At 42.5% G+C, this 25,862-nt stretch carries 23 protein-coding genes and 1 tRNA gene; 16 read left to right on the forward strand and 8 right to left on the reverse strand.

Going from position 1 to position 25,862, the window contains the following annotated elements; genetic code table 11:
- Window positions 1–378: 378 nt before the first annotated feature.
- Complete coding sequence (locus RM368_RS20835; protein ID WP_322695793.1) at window positions 379–525, reverse strand: CopG family transcriptional regulator; 147 nt, start codon at window positions 523–525, stop codon at window positions 379–381.
- 1,022 nt (window positions 526–1,547) lie between these two features.
- On the opposite strand from RM368_RS20835, the gene RM368_RS20840 reads away from it, so the two are divergent.
- The 7 genes from RM368_RS20840 to RM368_RS20870 all read left to right on the forward strand — a co-directional run bounded on the left by RM368_RS20840 (window position 1,548) and on the right by RM368_RS20870 (window position 11,335).
- Window positions 1,548–2,048, forward strand: a complete 501-nt coding sequence (locus tag RM368_RS20840) for a fatty acid hydroxylase (protein ID WP_322674359.1) — start codon at window positions 1,548–1,550, stop codon at window positions 2,046–2,048.
- 445 nt (window positions 2,049–2,493) lie between these two features.
- Window positions 2,494–2,631: a hypothetical protein gene (locus RM368_RS20845; RefSeq protein WP_322674358.1), complete on the forward strand. Its 138-nt coding sequence runs from the start codon at window positions 2,494–2,496 to the stop codon at window positions 2,629–2,631.
- On the forward strand, window positions 2,618–4,597 hold the full coding sequence (locus tag RM368_RS20850; protein WP_322695794.1) for an ATP-binding protein: 1,980 nt from the start codon (window positions 2,618–2,620) through the stop codon (window positions 4,595–4,597). Before RM368_RS20845 ends, RM368_RS20850 begins: the two co-directional genes overlap by 14 nt.
- Before the next feature lie 13 nt (window positions 4,598–4,610).
- Window positions 4,611–8,741, forward strand: a complete 4,131-nt coding sequence (locus RM368_RS20855; RefSeq protein ID WP_322695795.1) for a PAS domain S-box protein — start codon at window positions 4,611–4,613, stop codon at window positions 8,739–8,741.
- A 135-nt stretch (window positions 8,742–8,876) separates the two neighbouring features.
- On the forward strand, window positions 8,877–9,254 hold the full coding sequence (locus tag RM368_RS20860) for a response regulator (protein WP_322695796.1): 378 nt from the start codon (window positions 8,877–8,879) through the stop codon (window positions 9,252–9,254).
- Between the two features lie 473 nt (window positions 9,255–9,727).
- A complete protein-coding gene (locus RM368_RS20865; RefSeq protein WP_322695797.1) occupies window positions 9,728–10,018 on the forward strand; it encodes a hypothetical protein in 291 nt (96 codons plus the stop codon).
- Window positions 10,019–10,240: 222 nt separating this feature from the next.
- Window positions 10,241–11,335: a phosphotransacetylase family protein gene (locus RM368_RS20870; RefSeq protein ID WP_322695798.1), complete on the forward strand. Its 1,095-nt coding sequence runs from the start codon at window positions 10,241–10,243 to the stop codon at window positions 11,333–11,335.
- A 41-nt stretch (window positions 11,336–11,376) separates the two neighbouring features.
- On the opposite strand, the gene RM368_RS20875 is transcribed toward RM368_RS20870, so the two are convergent.
- Entirely contained in the window at window positions 11,377–11,895 is a 519-nt protein-coding gene (locus tag RM368_RS20875; RefSeq protein WP_322695799.1) for a DUF4188 domain-containing protein, read from the reverse strand.
- Between the two features lie 94 nt (window positions 11,896–11,989).
- Here RM368_RS20875 and RM368_RS20880 point away from each other — a divergent pair, with 94 nt between their 5' ends.
- The 4 genes from RM368_RS20880 to RM368_RS20895 all read left to right on the forward strand — a co-directional run bounded on the left by RM368_RS20880 (window position 11,990) and on the right by RM368_RS20895 (window position 14,199).
- Window positions 11,990–12,535 (forward strand): PadR family transcriptional regulator, encoded by a 546-nt coding sequence (locus tag RM368_RS20880; RefSeq protein ID WP_322695800.1) that lies wholly within the window; start codon window positions 11,990–11,992, stop codon window positions 12,533–12,535.
- Window positions 12,536–12,619: 84 nt separating this feature from the next.
- Complete coding sequence (locus tag RM368_RS20885) at window positions 12,620–13,123, forward strand: DNA recombination-mediator protein A (protein WP_292860451.1); 504 nt, start codon at window positions 12,620–12,622, stop codon at window positions 13,121–13,123.
- Window positions 13,124–13,209: 86 nt separating this feature from the next.
- On the forward strand, window positions 13,210–13,608 hold the full coding sequence (locus RM368_RS20890) for an MAPEG family protein (RefSeq protein WP_322695801.1): 399 nt from the start codon (window positions 13,210–13,212) through the stop codon (window positions 13,606–13,608).
- Between the two features lie 99 nt (window positions 13,609–13,707).
- The gene (locus RM368_RS20895) at window positions 13,708–14,199 is read left to right on the forward strand and encodes a YajQ family cyclic di-GMP-binding protein (protein WP_322695802.1); all 492 of its coding nucleotides are present in this window, start codon (window positions 13,708–13,710) and stop codon (window positions 14,197–14,199) included.
- A gap of 63 nt (window positions 14,200–14,262) precedes the next feature.
- Here the strand turns inward: RM368_RS20895 and RM368_RS20900 are convergent, their stop codons facing one another.
- Window positions 14,263–14,820, reverse strand: coding sequence for a glutathione S-transferase family protein (locus RM368_RS20900; RefSeq protein WP_322695803.1), 558 nt, complete (start codon window positions 14,818–14,820; stop codon window positions 14,263–14,265).
- Between the two features lie 6 nt (window positions 14,821–14,826).
- Window positions 14,827–15,291: a hypothetical protein gene (locus tag RM368_RS20905; RefSeq protein WP_322695804.1), complete on the reverse strand. Its 465-nt coding sequence runs from the start codon at window positions 15,289–15,291 to the stop codon at window positions 14,827–14,829.
- 485 nt (window positions 15,292–15,776) lie between these two features.
- On the opposite strand from RM368_RS20905, the gene RM368_RS20910 reads away from it, so the two are divergent.
- Complete coding sequence (locus RM368_RS20910; RefSeq protein ID WP_322695805.1) at window positions 15,777–16,475, forward strand: tetratricopeptide repeat protein; 699 nt, start codon at window positions 15,777–15,779, stop codon at window positions 16,473–16,475.
- A gap of 265 nt (window positions 16,476–16,740) precedes the next feature.
- On the opposite strand, the gene RM368_RS20915 is transcribed toward RM368_RS20910, so the two are convergent.
- Together RM368_RS20915 and psaM are read right to left on the reverse strand one after the other, a co-directional pair.
- Window positions 16,741–17,151, reverse strand: a complete 411-nt coding sequence (locus tag RM368_RS20915) for a hypothetical protein (RefSeq protein WP_322695806.1) — start codon at window positions 17,149–17,151, stop codon at window positions 16,741–16,743.
- A 318-nt stretch (window positions 17,152–17,469) separates the two neighbouring features.
- On the reverse strand, window positions 17,470–17,559 hold the full coding sequence (psaM, locus tag RM368_RS20920) for a photosystem I reaction center subunit XII (RefSeq protein WP_040630342.1): 90 nt from the start codon (window positions 17,557–17,559) through the stop codon (window positions 17,470–17,472).
- Between the two features lie 200 nt (window positions 17,560–17,759).
- Between psaM and RM368_RS20925 the strand changes: the two genes are divergently transcribed.
- The 3 genes from RM368_RS20925 to RM368_RS20935 all read left to right on the forward strand — a co-directional run bounded on the left by RM368_RS20925 (window position 17,760) and on the right by RM368_RS20935 (window position 23,035).
- Entirely contained in the window at window positions 17,760–19,031 is a 1,272-nt protein-coding gene (locus RM368_RS20925; protein ID WP_322695807.1) for an FGGY-family carbohydrate kinase, read from the forward strand.
- A gap of 517 nt (window positions 19,032–19,548) precedes the next feature.
- Complete coding sequence (gene sat, locus RM368_RS20930; protein ID WP_322695808.1) at window positions 19,549–20,727, forward strand: sulfate adenylyltransferase; 1,179 nt, start codon at window positions 19,549–19,551, stop codon at window positions 20,725–20,727.
- 196 nt (window positions 20,728–20,923) lie between these two features.
- Complete coding sequence (locus RM368_RS20935; RefSeq protein WP_322695809.1) at window positions 20,924–23,035, forward strand: caspase family protein; 2,112 nt, start codon at window positions 20,924–20,926, stop codon at window positions 23,033–23,035.
- A gap of 209 nt (window positions 23,036–23,244) precedes the next feature.
- On the opposite strand, the gene hisC is transcribed toward RM368_RS20935, so the two are convergent.
- Window positions 23,245–24,306 carry a histidinol-phosphate transaminase gene (gene hisC / locus RM368_RS20940; protein ID WP_322695810.1) on the reverse strand — a complete coding sequence of 354 codons (1,062 nt, stop codon included), beginning with the start codon at window positions 24,304–24,306 and terminating at the stop codon, window positions 23,245–23,247.
- A 155-nt stretch (window positions 24,307–24,461) separates the two neighbouring features.
- Between hisC and RM368_RS20945 the strand changes: the two genes are divergently transcribed.
- A complete protein-coding gene (locus tag RM368_RS20945; RefSeq protein ID WP_322695811.1) occupies window positions 24,462–25,226 on the forward strand; it encodes a methyltransferase domain-containing protein in 765 nt (254 codons plus the stop codon).
- A 128-nt stretch (window positions 25,227–25,354) separates the two neighbouring features.
- Here RM368_RS20945 and RM368_RS20950 read toward each other — a convergent pair.
- Window positions 25,355–25,427: transfer RNA gene (locus RM368_RS20950), tRNA-Ala, on the reverse strand.
- Between the last annotated feature and the right edge of the window lie 435 nt (window positions 25,428–25,862).

Consider the following 25,862-nt stretch of genomic DNA (forward strand, 5'->3'; position numbering starts at 1 on the left):
ATTGCAAGAGCAGTAATCATAGATTAGATCCTCGCGGCTGTATATTTGCTACCTCAATGCTATTGTTTGTGGCGAAAATTTTAAACAATATGGGTTAGAGATTATTTTCTGACGAAGATGACGACACAATATAGTCAGCGAACCAAAAAAAATATTCTCTCACTCCTCATTGTGCAACTCAATAATAGCGCTCGTGTTATCTTCTTTTTGGCACGCTGCGCTCGCAATAATGAGCGTAGCGTGCCAGAAATTAAATTTTTACGTTCTTCTCAATCATCACAAAAAATTACTACCTCTTACTTTAAGACCTCCAATTAAACCAAATTTTAATAGTTATATCTTGAAAATCAACGGGTGAAATAGTTCGCAAATCTACTTTTATTTTGTCAGTGGCAAGGCTCGAATAAGTTCTCTGATTACATCCGTTGCTGGTCTGCCTGTCTGTTCGCAATATTTTTCAAGGTTTTTGGCTTCATTTAATGCCAGGTTTATAGTGATTCGTTTGACCGCCCATTTTTTGTTCATACTGAGATAGATAAATCGCGTAATCATAACTTCAAATCTTGATTTTACCTTCCAACTGGAAAGTAACCTAAATTTTGGATATACTGAGATACCCTTTTAATCGGACACGTTGTAAATAAATATTGCAGGTATGCTTTATTGATTTACTAACTTGTCTATAAATGATAAAGGAAGAATCAATCTTTGGTACTCTATCATTTAATTTTTTATATCTTTTAGCTTAGGCTGTAGTCTAATGCATACCCCGTTCGCTGTGCGTAGCAAGCTATGCGCAGCAGTAACGACAAAACAAGGGTGACACATAAAGTTGCCAGTGGCTACAACTTGAGCGAACGAATGGTCTAGAGCAAAGAAATCCAAACGCACTTGGCAAATAAAGATAAATTATCAAATTATCTTTATCTTTTTAATGTTTATTTATCATTGAAAGTGTAAATTCAAAGTGATATTGTGACTCGATTTATAGAAAATATTTATGGCATCTAATTAATTCTAGATGTTCCAAATTTTACAAATAAGTTAAACAAGATAAACCTACTTAATTAACCTCAATAACTCAATTGATATTGGCATAATATCTATTTAGATTGTTCTAAATCGAGTCATCATTCAAGCTTAATTGCAATAAATTTAGAATTAACAATATTGCAGAAATCCTTAACCTAAATTTGTACCAAGCTTAACTCAACCTTTGCTTACGCTGTATGCCTTAGTAAGAAGATTGTGTAGTAACTATGGTAAAGTACTGTATTTACATCGGGTTTTAGAGGTATTAATACCATTAACCCAGAGCTAGAAGTCAAATTGGAGGTTCTTACAAGTTGCTGTTGACTGCATTAAGGATCGGAGATTCATGAAACTGCAACTGATCCAATTACACATACTCTGAGCCAAATTAACTGGAGGGTAGACTCATGAGACACACAGGCGCTACTTGCATAACGCAAAACAGGTGTCTACGCCTACAGCATGACATTTGCATATTTTCTGTGGAGTTTTCTTATTAAACTTGAGGAGTACAAATGCTTGAGGCTATCGCTGTTGCTTGGTTGTTACTGTTTGTTGGCGATTTTCTATCTACATTCTTTTATCACGTACCCGAGCACGTTTTTGGTAGCCTTCATTTAAAAACGCACCACTCCTGGAAGAAAGACTTCCGCCACTACGCTATTTTGACTTTTAATCCCCAGGTTCTTTTAGATGGTATCTTGGGAGCTTTGCCTTATGTACTTATAGCAGTAGTCCTGTGGTCTTTTTCTCCTATTGGCGTGATTTCTGGATTACTGCTTGGTCAATTACATGTATGGTGGAGACATATAAGTGTACTAGGTTGGCAAACTTCAAAGCCTGTAAATATTTTATGCCAAATTCTATTTATTACTACTCCTGAAAGACACTGGTTACATCATCACAAAACTAATTTGGGTTTCGGTGATATTTTTACTTTCTTTGAACAACCTGCGCAAATGTGGTTACGCTGGCTACGGCTACTCAGACTTCGTTTTCGCTACTCTCGGATCTAACTAAAACTAGCACCTACCTAAATACTTTTTAAAATCACCAAAAGAAGCTGCGATCGCAGCTTCTTTTGGTACACTAAAGGCGATTATTCTACTCTGATAAATACGCTAACTTTTATACTCAAAAAAGCTGATTCCCAATTTATCAGGAGTAGTAACAAGAGACATGAATTTACTACCATAGATTTTAATCTATGGTTTTATCTAATTGATAAATTTTTATTTATAGTTTTTTGAGAACCTATCAAACATTAAGCGAGTTATAAGAACAGAAAAATGCCTCTGGTAAAGAATTTAAAGGTATTTGTTACCGTTCGACTTTGCTGTTATATCGCTAAGGTTTTTGGGAAAACTAGCCTTAATTACTAAACTGTTATATCCCTAGATTTTTATGAAAATTCCTCTCTTCTTGGGAGATGGTAGCTCTAGCTTGCTTATGCAAAGGAGTATGGATAGCGACGTTGAAGGTGGCAGGAGGTTGCAATACACTGTATTTTTCTCGATGAGAAACTACGCCAACGAACCAACACTGATTGTGAGAAATTTGCAACCTGCTCTAGATGAGGTGTTTCATGCCCGCACTTAGCCTTAGAAAGATGCTCAACAAAAAAGAGTTGCCATCTCTTATTCATAACTTAGTCTATCAGTTCAACATCGCAGTTGATGTTGAACTAGTAGACGGCACGAAACTAATTAGTATTGGAGAGCAAACTGTAGAAAACCGTTATCCAATCGAGGTTTCAGGAGAAATCATCGGTTGGGTTGTTGGAGAAGAACAGGCAACTATACTTGCAAATTTGCTTTCATTTCTGGCAAAAGAGGAAGCTGAGAAGAAAGTACTCGCCAAAGAATTGTTAGAGCGATATCAGGAAATTGATTTGTTTGACGATATCTCGACTCAACTGACAACAAGTTTAGATACGCGACAGATTGGCCAACTTGTGCTTCAAGAATTGAGTCAATTAATTGAATCATCTGCGGGAATGATTCTGCTCCTGAATCGAGATGCAACTGCGTTTGAAATCATTGCCGAATTTGGAGTGTTTTTTGACCATAGTCAGCCAGAACCCGGTAAGGGAATTATCGGCAACATTGTGCAATCCAACCGGGCCGAACTCGTCAATGATGTGCAAGCCGATCCGCGATTAGAGGGACAAAAACACGTTAGTGCAATGATTTGTGTACCGTTACGAGCCAAAGAGCGGGTATTGGGAGCGATCGCCATTGGAACCGTCAAAACTGACTCATACAAGGCTGAACACCTGAAACTGGTGAGTATCTTTGCCTCTCAAACAGCGATCGCTATTGACAAAGCTGTGCTTTACGAGCAAAGCACTCAAGTAGCTCTCCAGGCAAAAGCCCAAACACAGAAGCTTCAGCAAGCTCTCCATGAGTTGCAATTAGCCCAAACTCAGTTAATCCAAAGCGAAAAAATGTCCAGTCTCGGACAACTGATTGCTGGAGTTGCCCACGAAATCAACAACCCAGTTAATTTTATTTGCGGCAATTTAAAGTATGTTGCCGAATACACTAAAGACTTGTTACACCTGTTGGAAAAGTATCAGGAATTTCTACCTGTTGCTCCTCCAGAACTGGAATCAGAGTTAGACAATATAGACCTGGAATTTATCATCCAGGATTTTCCCAAACTGCTAGATTCGATGAAACTGGGCACAGGTCGCATCGTCGAAATTGTCCAATCCCTGAAAAACTTCTCCCGCCATGATGAAGCTGAAATGAAAGCCGTGAACATCCACGATGGCATCGATGGAACCTTAATGATTCTCCACCATCGCCTGAAAGCAGATGTTCATCGTCCGGCAATTGAAATTGTTAAAGACTATGCAACACTTCCTCTGATTGAATGCTATCCCGGACAGTTGAATCAGGTATTTATGAACATCTTGGCAAATGCCATTGATGCTTTGGAAGAAAGTATGGAAAATTGGAAACTCAAAAATAATCCTCAATCTCCAACTCCCAATCTCCAAATCACTATTCGTACCATAGCCATTGACCACCAGTGGGTTGTAATTCGCATTGCCGACAACGGCCCAGGCATGAAGGAGGAGGTAATTCGCCGCATTTACGATCCCTTCTTCACCACAAAAGATGTTGGGAAGGGAACAGGGTTAGGCATGGCAATCAGCTACCAAATTATTGTAGACAAACATGGGGGAATGCTTAAGTGTCGTTCTCAACCGAGTGAAGGCACAGAATTCTGGATTCAGATTCCAATAAATTGTGCATTGGCAGACGCTATTGAAGAACAAAATAGCACCTCTGCCTTGCCAACTCCCACAACGGAATCATCCCCTACTCCCGATACCGACGGCTTCATTCCATCAACAGCTCCAATGCTCAAACCGACGGATCTGCTGATCCGCCATACTCAACTGATCCAGCGACTTTCACAGCACAGTCCAGATGTGGAAAGTGCATCACCCGATCAACTTTATCAGATGTTTCAACGCCACCCAATTTCGTTAAGGCTTTACGCCACTTTGTTGTCTTGGTTCTGTTGTTCTAACCCTACCCAAATACGCCACTAAAGAAACCTCAATCATGTTTAACCAACTTGATGAATACAATAGTCAGCTATTTGAACAATGTCCTGTTGCGCTAGCACTATGCCGAAAAGATGGGACGTTAATTAGCATCAATTTTGCCTATGCTGCCATTTTGGGGCGTACTGTTCCAGAAACTCTGAATCTCACCTACTGGCAGATTACCCCAGAAAAATATGCTGCTACAGAGCAATCTTGCCTAGAAGATTTGGAACGAACTGGTCGCTATGGGCCTTATGAGAAGGAGTACATCCACAAAGACGGGCATCTGGTTCCGGTGAGGATTTCTGGACAGATGATTGAGAAAGATGGAGAGCAACTGATCTGGTGTAGTGTAGAGAATATTAGCGACCTTCGACGCATTCAGCAGGAACGCCAAGATACCGAACAAATACTGAAACAGAGTGAAGCCCGATACCGTTCTTTAGTAACAGCTAATACACAAATTGTCTGGGTAAGCACACCAGAGGGAATTTGCTTTGAACTGGCAAGCTGGATAGCCTATACAGGCCAAAGTCTAGCTGAAGCGGAAAATGGGGGCTGGATTGATGCCGTTCATCCCGACGATCGCGCTTATACCGGAGAAGTCTGGAGTGCTGCCGTAGCAAACCTGAGTATGTATCAAATTGAATACCGAATTCGTGGCAAGGATGGCAACTATCGCTACTTTTGGGTCTGGGGTGCGCCCGTTATAGAAGAAGATGGCAGCGTCCGGGAGTGGATTGGCACCTGCACCGATATTCACGATCGCAAGCTGGCAGAAGCCGAAAATCAGTATCTGGAAAAACGTTATCGCTCTCTGGTGACAGCTACTTCCCAAATGGTTTGGATTACCACTCCTGAAGGAATGCAAAAGGCAGATATGTCGAACTGGAGAGCCTATACAGGTCAAAGTGTAGCCGAAGCCGATGGTTGGGGCTGGATTGATGCCGTTCATCCAGATGACCGCCTCCACACTGCCGAAGTTTGGAGTGCCGCTGTGAACAATCGCAGCCTATATGAAGTTGAATATCGGGTTCGTGCCAAAGATGGCACTTATCGCTACTTTTGGGTCTGTGGTGTTCCTCTCTTAGAGGAAGACGGTAGTATCCGGGAGTGGGTAGGTACTTGTACTGATATTCACGCTCGCAAGCTAGCAGAACAAACTCTGCAACAGAGCGAAGAACGGTTTCGCTCTTTGGTGACTGCCAGTTCGCAAATTGTCTGGGTGACTACCCCTGAAGGAGAGGCGGTGAGCAGTGAAATGTCTACTTGGTTAGCGTACACAGGTCAGAGTGCAGATGAAATCCAGGGTTTGGGCTGGCTCGATCCGATTTACCCCGATGACCGTAGCTGCACCGCCCTAGCCTGGAGTGCTGCTGTGGCAAATCAGAGTCTCTTTCAAACCGAATATCGGCTGCGTGGTAAGGATGGCACACACCGCTACTTCTTTGTCTGTGGCACCCCCATCCTAGAAGCTGATGGTAGCGTCCGAGAATGGATTGGCACCTGCACCGATATCCACGATCGCAAACAGGCAGAAGCCGAAAATCAGCGTCTTCAAGAACGATATCGCTCTTTAGTAACTGCTACTTCACAGATTGTCTGGGGAGCTACCCCAGAAGGACTGGGAATCAGCAAGGAAATGCTCACCTGGATTGAGTATACGGGGCAGAGCGAAGCTGAAGTTGAAGGTTGGGGCTGGTTCGATCCGATTCACGCAGATGACCGTGCCAGCACCACAGAAGCTTGGAATGCTGCTGTGGCAAACCGAGGTATCTATCAAACCGAATATCGGCTGCGTGGCAAGGATGGCACATACCGCTACTTCTCTGTCTGTGGTGCCCCCGTACTAGAAGCTGATGGCAGCATTCGGGAATGGATTGGCGCTTGCAGCGATATTCACGATCGCAAGCTGGCAGAAGCTGAAAATCAACGTTTATTGGATATGTTGAATCATTCCAGCGATGCCATCATTGTCCGCGACATGAGCGACAAAATCTCTCACTGGAATCATGGTGCCGAAAGGCTCTACGGTTGGACGCGTGAGGAAGTGAAAGACCAATGCATTCAGGCTTTTATCAAAAAAACCTTTCCAAAACCAAAGGAAGAAATTATCGCGGAGTTATTAGAGCAAGGGAATTGGGAAGGAGAAGTAGAACATCTCACCCATAATAGCAAACTGATTACCGTCCAGAGCCGATGGACTTTGCAACGGGACATCTCTGGTCAACCTTGCGCGGTGCTGGAAATTAATACCGACATCACTGCCCGCAAACAAGCAGAAATCGCTCTCAGGCAACTGAATCAAGAACTGGAAGCTAGAGTTATAGAACGGACGGCAGCTCTGCAAAATACCCTAGCAGAAGCACAGGGGTTAAATGCCATTTTAGATAATTTAGCAGATGGTTTGTTGGTGACAGATATCAGCGGACAAATCACGCACTTCAATCCTGCTTTTTTAGCTATGTATGAATTGACAGCTAACGCCGTCAACGGTGATTACCGAGAATTACCCATATCTGGTTTAGCAGAACTGGTTGCACGAACTCAATCCCATCCCGGTGAGGTGTTCTCTGCCGAAGTTGCATTGACCAAAGAACGCATTGGTCAGGCAGTGGCAACCGCCATTTTCAAAAAGACGGCAAATTCAGAACCCGATGCCTGCTTCGGTTCAGCACTGCTAATTCGGGATGTGACGGCAGAAAAGGAAATCGACCAGATGAAGACCGATTTCATCTCAACAGTTTCCCATGAGCTGCGGACGCCACTGACTTCTGTCCTTGGTTTTGCGTCTATCATTCAAGAAAAGCTGGAAACCGATGTGTTCCCAATGATTTCTACCGAAGACCGCAAGCTTCAGAAAACGATTAAGCGGGTGGCTGACAATCTCAACATTATTGTGTCGGAAGCAGAACGACTCACGTCTTTGATTAACGATGTCCTGGACATTGCCAAGATGGAAGCAGGTAAGGTGGAATGGCAGATGCAGCCGATCGATCCCAGCGAATTACTGGATTGGGCAACCAATTCTACTGCCGGGTTGTTTGAAACCAACGGCTTGCAGTTGGTCAGCGAAATTGAACCTGGGCTGCCTCAGATAGTAGGCGATCGCAATCGTCTACTGCAAGTTTTAATCAATCTGATTTCTAACGCCGTTAAATTTACCGAATCTGGTTGTGTCACCTGCCGCGTTAAGCAAGGAGACGACGGTGTTTGCATTAGCGTCATCGACACAGGCATTGGGATTGCACCTGAAGACCAGCCAAAAGTGTTCGAGAAATTCCGCCAAGTTGGTGACACCCTCACCGACAAACCCAAAGGGACTGGGTTAGGACTGCCCATTTGTAAACAAATTGTCGATCATCACGGCGGTAGAATCTGGGTTGACAGTGAACCAGGTAAAGGCAGTATATTCTCGTTCATCATTCCCACCTACGCTTGCGATCGACAAACCACTGCTAATCTGAATTTGGATATGCTTGTCAAACAACTCAAAGAACACGTCATCACTAAAACCGCTGTGTTCAACCAAAACCGTAAAACCATTTTGGTTGTAGATGATGACGCTAACATTCGAGAACTGCTGCGTCAACAATTGGAAAACGAAGGTTACAATGTTCGAGAAGCAAAAGACGGCGTGGATGCAATTCATCAAATCAAAACAGCCCGTCCCGATCTGATTCTTTTAGACGTGATGATGCCCCAAATCAACGGCTTCGATGTGGCAGCCGTTCTCAAAAACGATCCTCAAACCGCAGACATTCCAATTATCATTCTGTCAATTATTGAAAACAAAGAACGGGGCTACCACATTGGCATCGATCGCTATCTCACCAAGCCCATTGATACAGGAAAACTCCTCAACGAAATTGGCTCACTGCTTTATCAAGGCACTTCTAGTAAAAAGGTATTGGTTGTAGATAAAAATGCATCAGCCTTAAAAACTTTATCCGATGTATTACAAGCTCAGGGATACAGCGTCATTGAAGCCTCCAATCCGCAAGAATGCATCAATAAAGCCCTGTCAGCCAAACCTGATATGATCATCATCGATTCTATCTTCTCTCAAGAAGCCGATTTGGTGAAAACCCTACGCTTTGAGAAGGAGTTAGAAAATGTATTTTTTATTATGCTGTCAGAACAGTAATCGCTAGGGAGTACGGTTTGGAGACTGAGGACTGGAAGGAATTATTCTAATCCTCAATCTTTAATTTCCAATGCCCAATACTTCGGCTCCGCTCAGTACAAGTGCCTAATACCCAATACCCAATACCCAATCTTTATGACCCAGAAAATTCTAATTGTTGACGATGAACCCAATATCTTGATTTTGATGGAACAAGCCCTAGAAGCATTAGAAGACGAGGGTGTTGAACTTTTAACTGCTAGAAATGGCGAAGAAGCTCTCGAAACTATTAAAACTGAAAAACCAAATCTAGTTTTTCTTGATGTGATGATGCCGAAAATGAATGGTCTGCAAGTCTGCCATATTGTAAAACACGACCTGCAAATGGCTGATATCTACATTATAATTTTGACAGCAAAAGGACAGGAATTTGATAAACAAAAAGGAATTGAGGTTGGTGCAGACTTATATCTAACTAAACCATTCCGCCCCAAAGAAGTACTTGAAAAATCAATGCAGGTGTTGGGATTTTGAGGAAATTTATGAATGATTTTCATCTGCGATCGCAGTACTTGGTAGTGCTAATTCATCCGCAATGGGCACACCTTGCTTTTGTAATTAGGCTATTATGACTTTTAATCACTAGGTTTTTTTAGGTGGAACTCAATACTTTTTAAAATTATTCAAAGTAGCTGCGATCGCATCTACTTTTGGTATATTAATCCTATCTAACTTATGAAAAATAATTTTTTATAACGTAAACACCGAGTGGTTTGCCGTAGGCGATCGCTTCAGACACTGAGAGAATCAAGAGAGATTTTCAAGAATTATTTAAGATTGCTATACGTTATTTATATGATGAAATTGGCTTTACGCTAATTCATGGCGATCTTAACCCTGGTAATGTCCTGTCTCCCCTAAATGGAAATGGCAAAACCTATCTCATCGATCGCCAACCGTTTGATTGGTCTTTAACTATCTGGCTAGGAGTAAGCGATCTTGCGTATATGATGGTGCATTGGTGGGAGACTGATTTATGTAGGCAATGGGAAATTCCGATTTTGCGTGAATATCATGCAAATCTCATCAGCAATGGTGTTTTTGGCTATGATTGGGAGCAACTGGTCAACGATTATAAACTTACCGCAGTTCAAAGTCTTTATGTTGCTACAGAGTGGTGCGTTTTAGCAGAAGACCGCCAACGGATGAAATGGCTATGGTTTTGGCAATTGCAAAAATCCATAACAGCTTTCTTGGACTTGGAATGCTCTGAATTATGGACAGGGAAAGTGGACTAGTTAGCATTTTCGCTTTCCCAACCTCAAGTCTCTATACAGTTTTTCAAAACTCGATCTTGCCGAAGAGAAGCTTTCATCCTTACCCTTGCCTCTTGCTTGTTCAATCAAAAGGTAATTCTGGGAAAGCATAATTTGTGAGAGCGGGAGGCTTTTGCCAGAAGGAACTAGAATTAGGAAACACCTAGCTGGGTTCTTCTGACTTTTGAAATTAGGAGTGCATGTGTGCCAAAATCCCCTAAATATTTGCTGATTGGATCGACCGAGAATTACAGCGGTAAATCTGCAACTGTTCTGGGTTTGTCTCATCAGCTACAGCAAAAAGGTCTGGATATTAGCTACGGTAAACCACTCGGTACGTCTTTCAATTCGTCTAGTGGAACCGTAATTGAGGAAGATGTCCAGTTCATCGCTCTTAGCCTCAATTTGCCGGAAAACCGCGTTGCACCTACAATGCTGGCTTTGGATGAACCAAATGTGCAAAAGCGCTTGCGGGGGGAAGACAAAACCGATTATCAAGAGTCCCTAATACAGCAATATTTACATAAATCTCAAGGAGATTTGGTGTTATTGGAGGGGCCTGGTAATTTGTCCGAAGGCAATTTGTTTGACTTGTCTTTGCTGCAAATGGCTGAAGTATTGGATGCTGGTGTGCTGTTAGTAAGCCGCTATAAATCCTTGCTTTCGGTTGAGGCGCTATTGGCTGCAAAACAGCTTCTGGGCGATCGCTTGATTGGAGTTGCGATCAATGATATCCCTGTCACCCAACTAGAAGCGGTTGAAACCCTCATACTACCATTTTTGGAACAGCAGGGTATTCCAGTGCTAGCAATGCTGCCGAATAGCGATTTGCTTCGCAGTGTCAGTGTTGGCGAACTAGTCAAGCAGTTAAAGGCTGACGTTCTCTGTCGCAACGATCGCATGGATTTGTTGGTGGAAAGTTTAGCAATTGGAGCGATGAATGTCAATTCAGCTGTAAAATATTTCCGCAAACGCCGGAATATGGCAGTGGTGACAGGAGGCGATCGCGTGGAAATTCAGCAAGCGGCTTTAGAAACTTCTACCCAATGTTTAATTCTCACCGGGCAACTACCACCCCCACCGTTCATTCTCAGTCGCGCTGAAGAACTAGAAATACCCATTTTGTCTGTTGACTTAGATACCCTCACTACTGTAGGAATTGTTGATCGCACTTTTGGTCAAGTCCGCGTCCACGAGCCGATTAAAGTTCAGTATATTCGCCAGTTGATGTCCCAGCATTTTGACATTGACCGCTTGTTATCCAAACTAGGTTTAACTCCCGCAGCGGCATTGTCTTAGATTCATCAACTCAAACTATTAAGAGCATCAATGCTCAGTTATCAGTTAGGAGGCTGTATCGCTGGTGAGGGTACAGCTGGTTCGCCGTCACCTCCCAGGCGACGGCGTGCTGTTTCCTTGCGCCCGATAGCCGGGATATGATTAGTTGCAGCAGCTAATCCAAAGACAGGCATATTTCCGTAAACCGCCTCATATCTTCCCGGTTCAATTAAATAGGTTTCGTGCCAAATGCCAACACTGCCATCAGCACCAATAGCTTGATTAAACCTTTGCCAAGCTTTTAGATGTGCATCGGTTGGATTTCTGGCAAAACGCTCCAAATCCTCGAACGATCGCCAATACTGAATCAGTCCCACTCCTCGCCAGTAAACAAAAGTTTCTCCCCCTAAAAACCCTTTTTCGGGATTCTGGTAAAGGCTTCGTAACATCGGCGACATTGCTGTTGCAGTCGGAATCCATTTGGAAAAAGCGAATAATTTATTAATTCGCATCCCAATCAGAAACACAACAAAGGGTTCATCAATTTGGGCTGTAAATCGTCCCGGTATGACTTGAGGCATATACCACTCCTTGTTCTTAAGTTAATATGCAATTAATTGCATATCAATCATTTTATGCAATTAGTTGCATAAGTCAAGTAGTGAATTCAAAATTATGGCATTAGCGCACGCAATATTAGCGGCTCTGGTTGACGCACCCTGTAGTGGTTATGATTTAGCAAAAAAATTCGATGGCTCTGTAGGCTTTTTCTGGTCAGCAAGCCACCAGCAAATTTATCGGGAGTTGGCGAAGCTAGAAGAGCAACGATGGATTAGTTCTGAGTCGATTCTTCAAGCAGGACGGCCAGATAAAAGGCTCTACAGTGTTACAGACTTGGGAGAACAGCACCTCAAAGAGTGGATTGCTCAATCTTGTGAACCCACACCGATTAAAGATGATTTACTAGTAAAAATTTTTGCTGGTCATATTGTTCCTCACCAAACCATCTTGGCAGAACTAAAACATCACCAAAAAGCCCATCAAAAAAAATTGTCTACGTATAAAGATTTAGAACAACGTTACTTTCAAAATCCGCAAGAACTGTCAGAATCAGGCAAATTTCGGTATTTGACTCTCTTAAATGGTATTAGTTACGAAACACATTGGCTAGCTTGGTGTAAGCAAGTAATAGAGTTACTGAACCAAACAATCGAAAATTAGTCGCAATGTTTAACTCAAGTTTTCCTCGCATCTACACGCTGTTTGGTAAAATATCTGGGTCGTTTAGTCTGATTATCTCCATCTTTGAGCCAATCAACAGACCTTATTAACCTCGATACATTAGCGCAAGAACTGGCGACAATCCAGCAAACGGGTTCTAAAAGAATTGCCTTGCTGGGTTCTCGTCACGTCCCGATTACGCATCAGAATCTTATTGAAATGATGACTTATGCCTTAGTTTTATCGGGTAATCGAATCATTACTTCTGGTGCTACAGGTACAAATTCAGCTGCTATCAAGGGAGCAACCCGGGCTGATGCAAATTTGTTGACGGTGATTCTACCCCAAAGCTTGGAACGCCAGCCTTTGGAATCGCGCCAGCAACTAGAACAGGTAATGCATCTAGTCGAAAATCCCAGTAATGATAATCTGTCTCTAGCAGAAGCTAGTTACTTGTGCAACAAGGAGATTGTCTCCCGTTGCCAGCAACTAATTTGCTTTGCATTTCACGACAGTGGCACCCTGTTACAAACTTGTCAGGATGCAGAAGAACAAAGAAAAGTGGTAACGCTTTTCTACTTTGATTAGTCATTTGTCATTTGTCTTTTGTCATTTGTATTTGACAATGACTGATGACTGATGACGGATGACTAATAACCAACTACTAATAAGTAATGATAATTTTTTTGTACTCGATCGCTGCTGCTGCCTTTCTAATTTATGTGCCATTTTTGGTAGTAGCTTATGCCCGTAGGCGTATTGGACCTGAAATGTTTTCTACTCCTCGCGCTCTGTTAGATAAATTGCCACCTTATGCCCAACGAGCTACTTGGGCACATGAGAATACCTTTGAAGCGTTTATGGTGTTTGCGGCAGCCGCATTGATGGCTTATGTAACTGGTGTAAATTCAACTAAGGCACAAGTGGCTGCGATCGCTTTTGTGGTGGCTCGTTTCCTATACTCGATTTTTTATATTTTGAATATACCCCTTTTGCGATCGCTGATGTTTGCCATTGGCATCTCTAGTTGTGCCACTCTCTTTTTCTTGAGCATCATCCAAGCTACTAGTTAATTGGGGCATGGAAACTGGGGACTGGGGAAGAGTTTTCCCAATCCAAAATCGTTCGACTAAGCGAAGTCGAAGTCCAAAATCTAAAATCCAAAATGTTTTATGGCTTCTACTTTTTCTTTTGACATTGTGAGCGACTTTGACCGACAAGAATTGGTTAACGCTGTCGATCAAGTTATCCGAGACATCAAAGGTCGTTACGACCTCAAAGACACTGAAACTAATGTCGAGTTAGTTGAAGAAAGCATTAACGTTAGTACTGACAGCGAGTTTACTTTAGATTCTGTACACACCATTCTGCGAGAAAAAGCCGCCAAGCGTAACCTCTCCCAAAAAATCTTTGATTTTGGCAAGGTTGAATCAGCTAGTGGCAATCGTGTACGTCAAGAAATCAAACTCAAAAAAGGCATCAGTCAGGAAATCGCCAAACAAATTTCCAAATTGATTCGGGACGAATTTAAAAAGGTACAAGCTTCAATTCAAGGGGATGCTGTGCGAGTTTCTGCCAAATCTAAAGATGACTTACAAGTAGTCATGCAGCGTTTAAAACAAGAAGACTACCCAGTTGCTTTGCAATTTACAAATTATCGTTAAAAGATTCGTAATTCGTAGTTAAAAATTCAATTACGAATTACGAATTACGAATTACGAATTATTTTAAGTCCGTCCGCCAATACTTCTTTGAAATGCCGGACGTTCAGATAACTGCTTCATATAGCTCAACACCGCTGGATAGGGGCTGAGGTCTAGCTTTAGTATCATGGGAATGTAATTCAAAATAGACCCCACTGCCACATCAGCAACAGTGAACTCATTGCCAAGTAAAAAAGGTTGTTTACTGAAAATTTCATTTAAGGGAGTCAACAAGCGGGGCATTTCCCGCTCCCGATTTGCTTCTACAAAAATACCTGGGCTAAGGGTAGCATTGGCAAACAACACCCATTGGGAAAATAGAGCATTTTCCTCTGGTGAAAGTGGAGTTTTACTGTGCTTATCGGCAAGATATAGCAAAATTGCCCCAGATTCCCAAAGCTGAAAATCCCCATCAACAATTGCTGGAACTTTACCAAATGGATTAATTGCTAAATATGCAGGTTGGAGGTGTTCGCCCGCCTGCATATCAAGCTTAACGAATTCGTAGGGAATTCCTAATTCCTCTAAATACCAGTGAACAATTGACGCTCGACTACGAGCGCCACCGTAAAGTTTTAGCATAATGACTTAAAGCACTTTATGAGTGTGAGAATGCTGTTTAATATTGTCTTCTTTGGTGACAACTCTGGCGGCATTTAAAACCCGTTTCCGCTCAATTGAATATTTAAATTCAGTGTAGTTTGTACCTAAGGGAATCAGAGATTTTGCAGATTCACGACGCTTATAGGTACGAGCTGCTGCAAATGTCCGTGGTACAAATTCTTCTCCAAACTGAGCCGACTCTGGAAAGCCATCTGGTAGCAGTGGTGAATCGCTATCCAGCACAGCTCCCAAAGTTGTGGCATGAGCCAGCTTATAGGAGGTAGGAATACCCTTTAAAAGCGCTTCCAAAGCCGCAGAGGGAATCGGTTCTATAACTTCGATTTGATAAACTTCTCCATCTTCTTTGACAAAACAGGTTGCCAAGCCGACCACAATGTAATCATCGGTTGCTAAATCAGGGGCATTGGGATAGGAAATTGCAGTTGTCATCAGAAAATTTCTCAAAATTTAAAAATTGTAATTTAGGGAATGGGGCATGGGGCATCCCTTCGGCTTCGCTCAGGGCAAGTGGGCATGGGGCATTGGGCATTGGGCATTAGACAATAATTAATAGTTCTTCTCCCCCTGCCCCTCTTCTCCCCCTGCTCCCCTGCTCCCTGCTTCCTCATCCCCTCTTTAACGAACGGCTTGTTGGCATTCTACCAATTTGCTGCTCTCACTACTTGACTAGTCTTTAAGATTAACGTCTGCTATTTCTGGAATTCATCTTCGGGATCGAGTATCTATGAATAGGTTTGAGGAGCAATTGTTTATTTAAAGGGTAGATTTCTACTGGTGTGAGTAGTTTAAATCTCAGTCTTAAGATAGCTTTCAAGTAACTATAAGTACCTTGAAAATAAAGATAGTGGTAAAACCACTAACCTTAAAAAAACTAGACTTTTATTTAAAAAAGCAGGTATTTCAAGCAGGAAAAGATGAATACTCACTCATTTTTAGCTGACGATGGCCATGTTTTAAATAGTACAAGCAAACTTCAAAAGCAAAGGAAACGCGATCGCAGCAAATGTACTTTCGGGGATAGCGACTTACGCTCTTTTGCTTTGAAGTTGGCTCAACAAGGAAATTATACTGAAGCGATCGCACTTTTAACCCAACTAATCTGCCGCCATCCCGACAATGCCGTTGATTACAACAACCGGGGGCTAATTTATTTTCAAAGTGGCGAAAGGCAAAAAGCCCTTTACGACTACAACACTGCCCTTAAACTTAATCCTTATTTGGCTAGTGCTTATAATAACCGCGCAAATTACTACGCGGCTTGTGGAGAATTAGCAGCAGCTATTGCCGACTACGATCGAGCAATTGATTTGAAACCTCATTATGTTCGGGCGTGGATTAACCGAGGCATTACCTGGCGCGATTTGGGGCAATATGAGGTGGCAATTGAGAATTTTGAGCTAGCACTGCTTTTCGGTCAACTAGAAGGTCATATCTGGGCTGAACGCGGCAGGACTTACCATCTTTGGGGTGACTGGAATTGTGCGATCGCTGATTATCGTCGCGCTCTTACTCAACTACCTTCTCTCAAAAATGATAAGGATATTACTGATTGTCGCTTGCGTTTACAACTCGAAAATTGGTTAGACGAGTTACTATCTCAATCAGCGTCCTAATTGGTAGATTAGTCCTTTTTGCAAATTCAAGATTCAAAAAGTAAATTCTTCATTTTGAATTTTGAATTTTTAATTGGAGCGTTCGCGCAGCGTCTCGTAGAGAAGCGACGCTGTATCGCTAATAACTAATATATGATAACTACATAGCTATTCAAAAATTAACTATTAACCATTATTATTTATTAGCAATAATATAAATTAACACCCGGTTTATACGTAGCCTAAATCACAATAAACCCAAATAATCCCAAATTCGCCATTTGTCTTAGGGTAACGAGTCTGTTTGCTCATCTTCTCGGCGATCTTGATTCATTAACACGATCTGACGCTGGCTGGGATCGAATCGGTATCCTTGTCGTTGTCTAATAATTTTAGCTTCTTGGGGATCAAAGTTACGGCTAAATTCCGCCTGTAAACCATTGACGTGTCCTTCCATCAGCTTGACTTCAGTACTCATTTCTCGCAATTTTTCTTGCTGTAACCAATGATAAGGCAAGAGTTGTGTTAAGGCAGATGCTGCAACGGCTGTAATCACAAGATTGACCGCTATTTTGGCTGTGCTTTCTAGTGCCATCACCTTGTAAGAACGTTGACGAAGATGCCGCTTTGGTCGAGAAATGACCCGGCGTTTTTGTATAGGTTGTAACGGGGGTCTGGAGGGTTGAATCGCGTTCATGATGCTAAAAAATAACCTCGCTTAGTGAAGGGAAGTACTATCAAGAGTGCTGAGTTATGAGTTTATGAGTGCTTAGTGAGATTTCCAACTCAGCACTCAGCACTTAGCACTCAGATATCAGCACTCCTGAATGCTTGATTTAGCTGTCATATTACTTCATTTTTTTGAAATAGCTACAAGTGTCGCACTAGTTAAAAAATAACCTGGCTTACGTAAGTGCAAGGTTTCTAAATATTTATGACATAAAGCCATAAAGTCTGAAAATTGCACCCCGTACTGCCAGGATTATTAGCTTTTCAACTGTGTCACATCGGAGCTTTATTTGTAAAGTTCTGTGGCTAATCGCCAAGCTAGAACTCCTGGAATCAAGGCTACAACTAGAGCGATGTAGACTTGAGTATCTGAGATGGAAGATATCTGAGCAATGTACAGAGTATCTAAGATAGGCATGGCTGAAAACCTCCTAACCTGAATTGATTTTGAACGGTTCGTTTACTACTTTTCCTTGTTTTGCCAGAATTGTGGAATATCTTGTTACAAGATGCAACAAAAGCAGTTATTGGTCAGTAGTTCTTATTTATTCTCTATTAAAAAAATTTATAAAAATTATGAATTTATATCTGGGTATCGACTTCGGCACATCTGGCGGACGCGGTATGGTGATTGACGAGGAAGCCTGTTGTATTCAGAGAGAGGTGCGATATCCCTTCCACGACTCACCAAATACCGTTACGCCAAAAATTTGGCAGGAGGCTTTGTTTGCGTTGGTGGAACAAATACCTGAGCAATTGCGGCGAGAAATTAAAGCGATCGCAATTAATGGTACTTCTTCCACTGTCTTGCTGGTCGATGCTGCTGGCAATCCTGTAGATGCACCATTGCTATATAACGATGCGCGGGGATCGTTAGTACTAGAGCATTTGAGGAGTATTGCACCCCCCAATCATACTGTGTTGAGTGCCACCTCTAGCCTAGCCAAACTTTTGTGGATGAGACAATTACCTTCTTTTAATGAAGCTAGATATTTCCTGCATCAAGCAGATTGGCTGGCGTTTCTGCTGCATGGACAGTTGGGTATTAGCGATTACCATAATGCTTTAAAGCTGGGTTATGACGTAGAAGAATTGAAATACCCAGAATGGCTAGAATTGTTGCAAATACCGATTCAGCTACCCAAAGTTTTAACTCCTGGTACTCCCATTGCCGAATTGCGTCCTGAAATTGCCGATAAGTTTGGTTTAAGCCGTGATTGTCTGGTGTGTGCTGGTACAACCGATAGTATTGCTGCTTTTCTTGCCAGTGGGGCAAAATTACCTGGTGAAGCCGTGACTTCCCTTGGTTCAACGTTGGTACTAAAGTTGTTAAGTCGTACCCGTCAAGAAGATGCTAGATATGGAATTTATAGCCATCGGTTGGGTGATTTGTGGCTGACTGGGGGTGCTTCTAATACTGGGGGTGCAGTACTAAAGAAATTTTTCACGAATGCTGAGTTAGAAAGCCTTAGTCGGGAAATTGATGCTTCAATTGCCAGCGAGTTAGATTATTATCCGTTGTTGAAGGTAGGCGATCGCTTTCCAATTAACGATCCCAATCTATCCCCACGTTTGTCACCACACCCAGATAACCCAGTAGAATTTTTGCATGGGTTGTTAGAAAGCATTGCCCGCATAGAAAGCCGAGGGTATGAATTATTACAAGAAATGGGAGCAGACAAATTGAGTCGTGTTTATACCGCTGGTGGTGGTGCGGCGAATGATACTTGGACTGCAATTAGGGTGCGTCATTTGCAGGTTCCTGTAGTAGCCTCAGCCTACACAGAAGCAGCTTACGGGACAGCACTGTTGGCGATGGGGAATGGAAGAAGCGTTGAAAAAGAGTAATTGTGTACCTATATTTTTGTAGACATCTTCTAAATCAGTATCTATCCCAGTGACAATCGACATATCTCGGCCGATACTAGGATGATTAGATACCGGACTATAGATTCCAGGTTCATGATCTGGGCAGCTATTCGGGGATGGGTGCTTCGCAGCAAGCGAAATGTCATCGATCCCCTTTACTCATTACTGGTATAAATTTTGAGGGAATTAGGAGAAAATCTAAAGGTTCTTGAAGAAGGTTTGATCGGCGCGATCGAGATTATCATCTAGAGAAAAGGTAAGGCTGCGGACTCGGATTCGATCGCTTCTAATATTTACTTTGCCCCATGCCCCTCGGTAACAAAGCATAGTCGTTGGCGTGGTAACAGAGCGTAGTCGAAGTGCAGCCTCTCGTAGATAAATGCTGCTTTTCTGCCTCTTGTGCCCAATGCCTAAACTATTTTTCTCTACGTACCAGCATTTGATAAGTTAGTACATAATCTGAAACAATAACAGTAAAAGCAGAGAGGGGATTAAGTTGAGTCACAATCCAGATGCCATAGCCCCCCACGGTGGACAGTTGGTTAACCGTATCGCTACACCAGAACAAAGAGCAGAGTTTCTCTCAAAAGCTGACTTTTTGCCACGAGTGCAACTTGACGATCGCGCCGTTTCCGATTTAGAAATGATTGCGATCGGTGCTTTTAGTCCGCTGACGGGTTTTATGAACCAAGAAGACTACGATCGCACTGTGACAGAAATGCGATTAGCTAACGGTCTTGTGTGGTCAATCCCGATTACACTATCGGTAAGCGAAGAAGTAGCTTCCCCCTTGCAAGAAGGCGGCTTAATCCGTCTGGATAACTCCAAAGGCGAATTTATCGGAGTTTTGCAACTCACGCAAAAATATCATTACGACAAAATCCGCGAAGCAATAAAAGTCTACCGTACTAATGATGTCAATCATCCCGGCGTACAGGTACTCTATAACCAAGGTAGTGTAAATCTGGCGGGTGATATTTGGTTGTTGCAACGCGAACCTCATCCCCAGTTTCCCAGTTACCAAATCGATCCAGCGGCCTCACGGCAACTATTTCAAGATAAAGGTTGGAAAACCATTGTCGGTTTTCAAACTCGCAACCCCATCCACCGCGCCCATGAATACATTCAAAAGTGCGCCTTAGAAACTGTTGATGGTCTATTTTTGCACCCATTAGTCGGGGCGACAAAAGAAGATGATATCGCCGCTGATGTGCGGATGCGCTGCTATGAAATTTTGCTGGAACACTACTACCCCTTAGACAGGGTAACTTTGGCAATTAATCCCGCCGCAATGCGCTACGCTGGGCCTCGTGAGGCTATCTTCCATGCTTTAGTCCGCAAAAACTACGGCTGTACTCACTTTATCGTCGGACGGGATCATGCTGGTGTTGGTGACTATTACGGCACCTACGACGCTCAATATATCTTTGATGAATTTGAACCAAGTGAATTAGGCATTGTGCCGATGAAATTTGAACACGCTTTTTACTGCACGCGCACTAAGCAGATGGCAACATCTAAAACCAGTCCCAGCAGGCCAGAAGAACGCATTCACCTATCAGGGACAAAAGTTAGAGAAATGCTGCGGCGCGGTGAGTTACCTCCACCAGAATTTTCTCGTCCAGAGGTAGCAGCAGAGTTAGCACGGGCAATGCGCATAGAAGTAACGGCTTAGGGGCATTGGGCATTGGGCATTGGGCATTGGGAAAGAGGAGGCAGGAGGCAGGAGGCAGAAGTTGTTTAATTTTGAATTTTGAATTTTGAATTGATTTCTCCCCTGCCCCTCCGCCTTCCCACATTTTTGTAACTTTACAATACAGAGTTCAGCCCTGTAAGCTGCTAACTGAATGGCTGAGGGCTGATAGCTAATTATGAAACGTCGCACGTTTTTAGAGAGAATTGGCTCAATACTCGCGGTATTGGGGATAACTGAAGCTGAGTGGTTGTCTTTAGGAAATCGCTATTATCAAGCTTTGGCACAACCCAGTCCGCGCAAGTTGGCATTGTTAATAGGTATTAACCAATACCCAAAAATTCCAGCCCTCAGTGGTTGTCTGACAGATGTGGAACTACAAAGAGAAGTTTTGATTCATCGCTTTGGTTTCCAAGGGTCAGATATTCTAACCTTAACTGAGGAAGAAGCTAGTAGGGAATTCATTGAGACGGCTTTTTTAGATCGCTTGGGCAATCAAGCTAAACCCGATGATGCGGTCTTCTTCCACTTTAGCGGTTATGGCAGCCGTGTCAAATTGGAAACATCGCCAGAGACAATGCAAAATGCTCTGGTGACAGCTAATGCCAGTTTTGATTCACAAGAAGCGAAAATAGTCAACTATATATTAGAAGAAACTTTATTGCTATTATTGCGATCGCTCCCTACAGAACGAGTCACAGCAGTATTAGATACTAGCTATTATCCGCCAACCCCAGTATTAGGATTAAAAAGTCGCGCCCTTCCAGAATCAGTAGAGGCAAAGCTAGCAGCAGAAGAACTTGACTTTCTCCAACAACTTAAAACTCAGAAGTTACCCAGCACGCCGATTGTCTTAGCAGCTACCTTAAATCCCAAGCAGTCGGCGAGGGAAGAACTCTTTTCTGGTTTTAGTGCTGGGTTATTTACCTACGCCTTGACGCAGTATTTGTGGGAATTCACCCCAAATACCAAAATTCAAGTCGCCCTCTCGTATATGGAAAATTCTTTATCCAAATTGGGTAGTAAACAGCAACCAGGGTTATTAAGTAGTCAAAAAAATCAACATTTAACGTCTCTACCGCTAGACAATATTATTGGTGCAGAAGGCGCAGTGACAGCCATTGAAGAAGACGGTAAAACAGTCCATCTGTGGTTAGCAGGATTACCGCCACAGGTGCTACTATACTACGGAGTTAATTCTCGATTTACTTTTGGAACAACAAGAGAAGAATTAGTATTGCGATCGCGGACTGGGTTAACAGCAAAAGCGCAAATTTCCCAAATAGAAGGTGCAAATCCCCTAAAAGTAGGGCAACTTGTCCAAGAAGCAGTCCGGGTTTTAGCCCGAAAGATCCATTTAATAATTGCTTTAGATACTGGATTGGAAAGAATTGAGCGTGTAGACGCTACAAGTGCCTTTGCTGCATTTCCCCATGTCTCCACCGTAGTTGTCGGAGAAAAACCAGCTGATTATTTATTTGCCAAACTACAGCAAACACCTAGTCGCTATGGTCTATTTTCTCTTAGTGGCGAACTAATTTCTAATGCCACGGGGGAAGCAGGAGAAGCAGTAAAATCAACAGTGCAAAAGTTAGCCCCAAAATTATCAACTTTGTTAGCAGCCAAGTTATGGCGACTGACAGAAAATCAAGGTTCTTCTCGCTTGGCTCTGAAGACAACCTTAGAAATAATTAACAACATATCGCCTCGCGTTATCATGCAGCGCGAAACAGTACGAAATTTCAAAACAGAAACTTCGATTCAAAAATCCCTCCCGACTCCGATTATCCCTATCGGTAGTCAAATGCAATATCGGGTAGAAAACCAGAGCGATCGCCCAGTATATTTAATCTTGCTAGGATTAAACAATAATCATACAGCGATCGCCTTCTATTCTTGGGAAACTCCCCAAGAACCAAACACCGCAGACACCAAACCTCTGCTTAAAGAAGTTGTCATCGCTCCAGGTGAAACCCTCATCCTACCCCAAACGAATACTGCTTCCGAATGGATGATTTCAGGGCCAGCTTCTGAGTGCGAACACCAACTGATTTTTAGTACTGCCCCCTTTAACGCAACTCTCGCCGCCTTGAACCCTGCCAAGTATTCCACAGGCGAACAAGGGCCAATTGGCCCATTGTTGAATTCCTTAGAAGTTGTACAAGCCTTGCTACAAGACTTACATAACGCTAGTGCCTTCAAAACAGAGATAAACGTTATAGCAGCCGATTCACATAGCTTGGATGTGAATAATTGGGCAAGTCTTAGCTTTAGTTTTCAAGTGCTGTAAGTTATATCAATTTGAAAAAAGAATGCAACAGATACATACGGACATACCTTTGTGATGTCTGGCTTTCTTAATTTTGAATTTTGAATTTTGAATTTTGATATCATGTCCGGTTAATTAGTTATTATTCGCGTAATCTATGCAGAAACCAGAAAACCCTCTTTCCCCCTGCCCCCTGCCCCCTGCTCCCCTGCGGTCTTAATGATAAGTCTTTAATCGGACACGATATGAATTGGTATTAGTGCCTCTACTAAAGCCTGATTTTGCTCATCTGTCCCAACAGTGATGCGTAATTTATCATCTAGTCCGGGCTGCTTGAAGTAGCGGATTAAAATTCCCTGTTCCTTCAGTTTTTGATAGAGATATTCTGCATTTCCTTCTCTTGGCTGCGCCAGCAAAAAGTTAGCTTGGGAATCCCAGATATGAAAACCTAATTGTTTTAAGTCTGTTGCTAACTTAGTCCGTGATGCTTTAATCTTGGCTACACAAGCATTTTTATAAGCTTGGTCAGTGATGGCAGCCGTACCAATTGCACAAGCGATCGCATCAATGTTATAGCTATCTTTAACCTTAAACAATCCCTGCAACAGTTTGGGATTTGCCACTCCAAAGCCCAATCGCAATCCTGCCAACGAATATCCCTTAGATAGTGTCCGAATCACGATAACGTTTTCGTATTCCTTAACCAAAGCCAATGCATTCTCTTCGGTAAAATCTATGTATGCTTCATCAATCGCTAAAATTCCAGATAACTGGCTGGCTAATTTTCGCAAATCATTTGTTGCTACCAGATGCCCCGATGGACTATTGGGTGATGCAATAAATGTCACAGCCCCATTAGCAGCAACTAATTCTTTTAAAGGTAAACTGTAGTCTTTGCTATAGGGAATCTCAATAATTTCCGCCGCTTGCATTTCTGTCAATGTCCGATACAGCACGTAAGTAGGCATCGGATAAACAACCTTCTTCCCAGGTTCGGCACAGGCTCGAATCACCACACTTAACAATTCATCACTGCCATTGCCGACAATTATCCAATCACTAGGAACTCCTAAAACTTTACTCGCAGCTTGCCGAAATTCTCCCCCAAAAGGTTCTGGATACCGCCGCAACCACTCACCATTAATATTCCGTAGCACAGCTAATGCCGCAGGCGAAGGAGGATAGGGATTCTCATTGCTGTTAAGTTTAATAATCTGTGTACCACGTTGAGGCTGCTCGCCGGGAACATAGCTAGCCATTGCATCAACATTAGAGCGAAAGTAGTTGGTCATAGGGCATGGTAAATTGGGTGGAATGTCTACGACGGGCGTAGCTGCGACACCTTATGGCGTATCTTAAGCAAATTTCAACCCGCAATTTCTGACGATATCGTTTTTTGTCTTTTACATCAGAAAATACGGCTTTATAAATTACGAATTATAAAAATATGTCAGATAAATGGAATCCAGAACTATACGAACGATTTCAAGCTGAAAGAAGTCGTCCATTCTACAACTTGGTAGATATGATACATCGGCAAGAAAACTTACGAGTTCTCGATTTAGGATGTGGAACCGGAAAGTTAACGAAATATCTGCATGAAACCTTAGCAGCACAGGAGACTTTAGGGATAGATGCTTCTGAGAAAATGCTGGAAAAAGCGCGTCAGTTTGCAGGCAATGGACTACGGTTTGAGCAAAGACGGATTGAGGAAAACCCAGAAAATGAGGAGTTTGATGTGGTATTTTCTAATGCGGCATTGCAGTGGTTGACGGGACATGAGGTTTTATTTGAGAAATTGCGGGCAAAACTGCGGCCTGGTGGGCAGCTTGCCGTACAAATACCAATGATGGACAGTGAGCCAGTGCATCAAATAGCAGTTGAGACTGCACAGGAATTCAGTCAAGAATTTAGAGGATATGTGCGGCGTTTAGAGGTACTTCCTCCAGAAACATACGCCCGAATGCTTTATAAATTGGGATTTGTCAAGCAAGAAGTCAAGCTTCAAATTTATGGGCATGTGTTGCCCTCAAGAGAAGCCGTAGTGGAGTGGTATCGCGGGACATTGCTAACGGCTTATGAATCCCTACTGGATGGCCAAACCTATGAGAGATTTGTGAAACGCTATCAGCAGAAGCTATTTGAGTTGTTGGAGGATGAGCGCCCGTTCTTTTTTCCCTACAAGCGCATCTTAATGTGGGGGCGTATTTAAGAAATTGAAACTAGTTGTGATTTCAAGCATAATCTTGCTTAATTTTGAAGGTAAAGTTGCACAACTTGTCCAACTTCTCCTTCAAGTCACACAAAACAAACAGGTTTTGAGTAACTATGTTTTAATAGTGGAGCTAAGCGGATTCGAACCGCTGACCCCCTCAATGCCATTGAGGTGCGCTACCAACTGCGCTATAACCCCAAAACTACTATTAGATAAGCTTAAAAAGCCTACTAATTAGTTTTATAAATTGTATTAGCTTTATTATTATGCAAGTTTATGCAATTTAAGTCAAGACACCTATATTAAGTTATGTGGATGCGATCGCCATCAGTTACGCTTGTTATCAAAAGGCTTATGAATAAATTCTTCCAATGCATGGCTGGTGAAAATATAAAGATTACCAGATATGAGCATGGGTTAAAAGGGTTAAACTCCGTCCTGCTTAACTATAAAGAACAAAAGTTCTCTGTTTAAGCCAAGGTAGAATAAAAGTTTTTAGAGCTTGAGTTAAACTTAGACTTATAGTCTTCTATTTGACAAGTATGATGTTGACCGATCGCTGTAGACAGTCGATAAGTCTCTAGGGCGTGTCATCAATTAGGTAAACTGGAATCAGAACTGCTGAAAAAGAAT

This window comes from Nostoc sp. DedSLP03 (genome assembly GCF_034530815.1).
Taxonomy (GTDB): domain Bacteria; phylum Cyanobacteriota; class Cyanobacteriia; order Cyanobacteriales; family Nostocaceae; genus Nostoc.

Coding starts and splice junctions, on each gene's coding strand:
- RM368_RS20835 (WP_322695793.1), bottom strand. CDS start 525: ATGAACAAAAAATGGGCGGTCAAACGAATCACTATAAACCTGGCATTA.
- RM368_RS20840 (WP_322674359.1), top strand. CDS start 1,548: ATGCTTGAGGCTATCGCTGTTGCTTGGTTGTTACTGTTTGTTGGCGAT.
- RM368_RS20845 (WP_322674358.1), top strand. CDS start 2,494: ATGGATAGCGACGTTGAAGGTGGCAGGAGGTTGCAATACACTGTATTT.
- RM368_RS20850 (WP_322695794.1), top strand. CDS start 2,618: ATGCCCGCACTTAGCCTTAGAAAGATGCTCAACAAAAAAGAGTTGCCA.
- RM368_RS20855 (WP_322695795.1), top strand. CDS start 4,611: ATGTTTAACCAACTTGATGAATACAATAGTCAGCTATTTGAACAATGT.
- RM368_RS20860 (WP_322695796.1), top strand. CDS start 8,877: ATGACCCAGAAAATTCTAATTGTTGACGATGAACCCAATATCTTGATT.
- RM368_RS20865 (WP_322695797.1), top strand. CDS start 9,728: ATGATGGTGCATTGGTGGGAGACTGATTTATGTAGGCAATGGGAAATT.
- RM368_RS20875 (WP_322695799.1), bottom strand. CDS start 11,895: ATGCCTCAAGTCATACCGGGACGATTTACAGCCCAAATTGATGAACCC.
- RM368_RS20880 (WP_322695800.1), top strand. CDS start 11,990: ATGGCATTAGCGCACGCAATATTAGCGGCTCTGGTTGACGCACCCTGT.
- RM368_RS20890 (WP_322695801.1), top strand. CDS start 13,210: ATGATAATTTTTTTGTACTCGATCGCTGCTGCTGCCTTTCTAATTTAT.
- RM368_RS20895 (WP_322695802.1), top strand. CDS start 13,708: ATGGCTTCTACTTTTTCTTTTGACATTGTGAGCGACTTTGACCGACAA.
- RM368_RS20900 (WP_322695803.1), bottom strand. CDS start 14,820: ATGCTAAAACTTTACGGTGGCGCTCGTAGTCGAGCGTCAATTGTTCAC.
- RM368_RS20905 (WP_322695804.1), bottom strand. CDS start 15,291: ATGACAACTGCAATTTCCTATCCCAATGCCCCTGATTTAGCAACCGAT.
- RM368_RS20910 (WP_322695805.1), top strand. CDS start 15,777: ATGAATACTCACTCATTTTTAGCTGACGATGGCCATGTTTTAAATAGT.
- RM368_RS20915 (WP_322695806.1), bottom strand. CDS start 17,151: ATGAACGCGATTCAACCCTCCAGACCCCCGTTACAACCTATACAAAAA.
- RM368_RS20925 (WP_322695807.1), top strand. CDS start 17,760: ATGAATTTATATCTGGGTATCGACTTCGGCACATCTGGCGGACGCGGT.
- RM368_RS20935 (WP_322695809.1), top strand. CDS start 20,924: ATGAAACGTCGCACGTTTTTAGAGAGAATTGGCTCAATACTCGCGGTA.
- hisC (WP_322695810.1), bottom strand. CDS start 24,306: ATGACCAACTACTTTCGCTCTAATGTTGATGCAATGGCTAGCTATGTT.
- RM368_RS20945 (WP_322695811.1), top strand. CDS start 24,462: ATGTCAGATAAATGGAATCCAGAACTATACGAACGATTTCAAGCTGAA.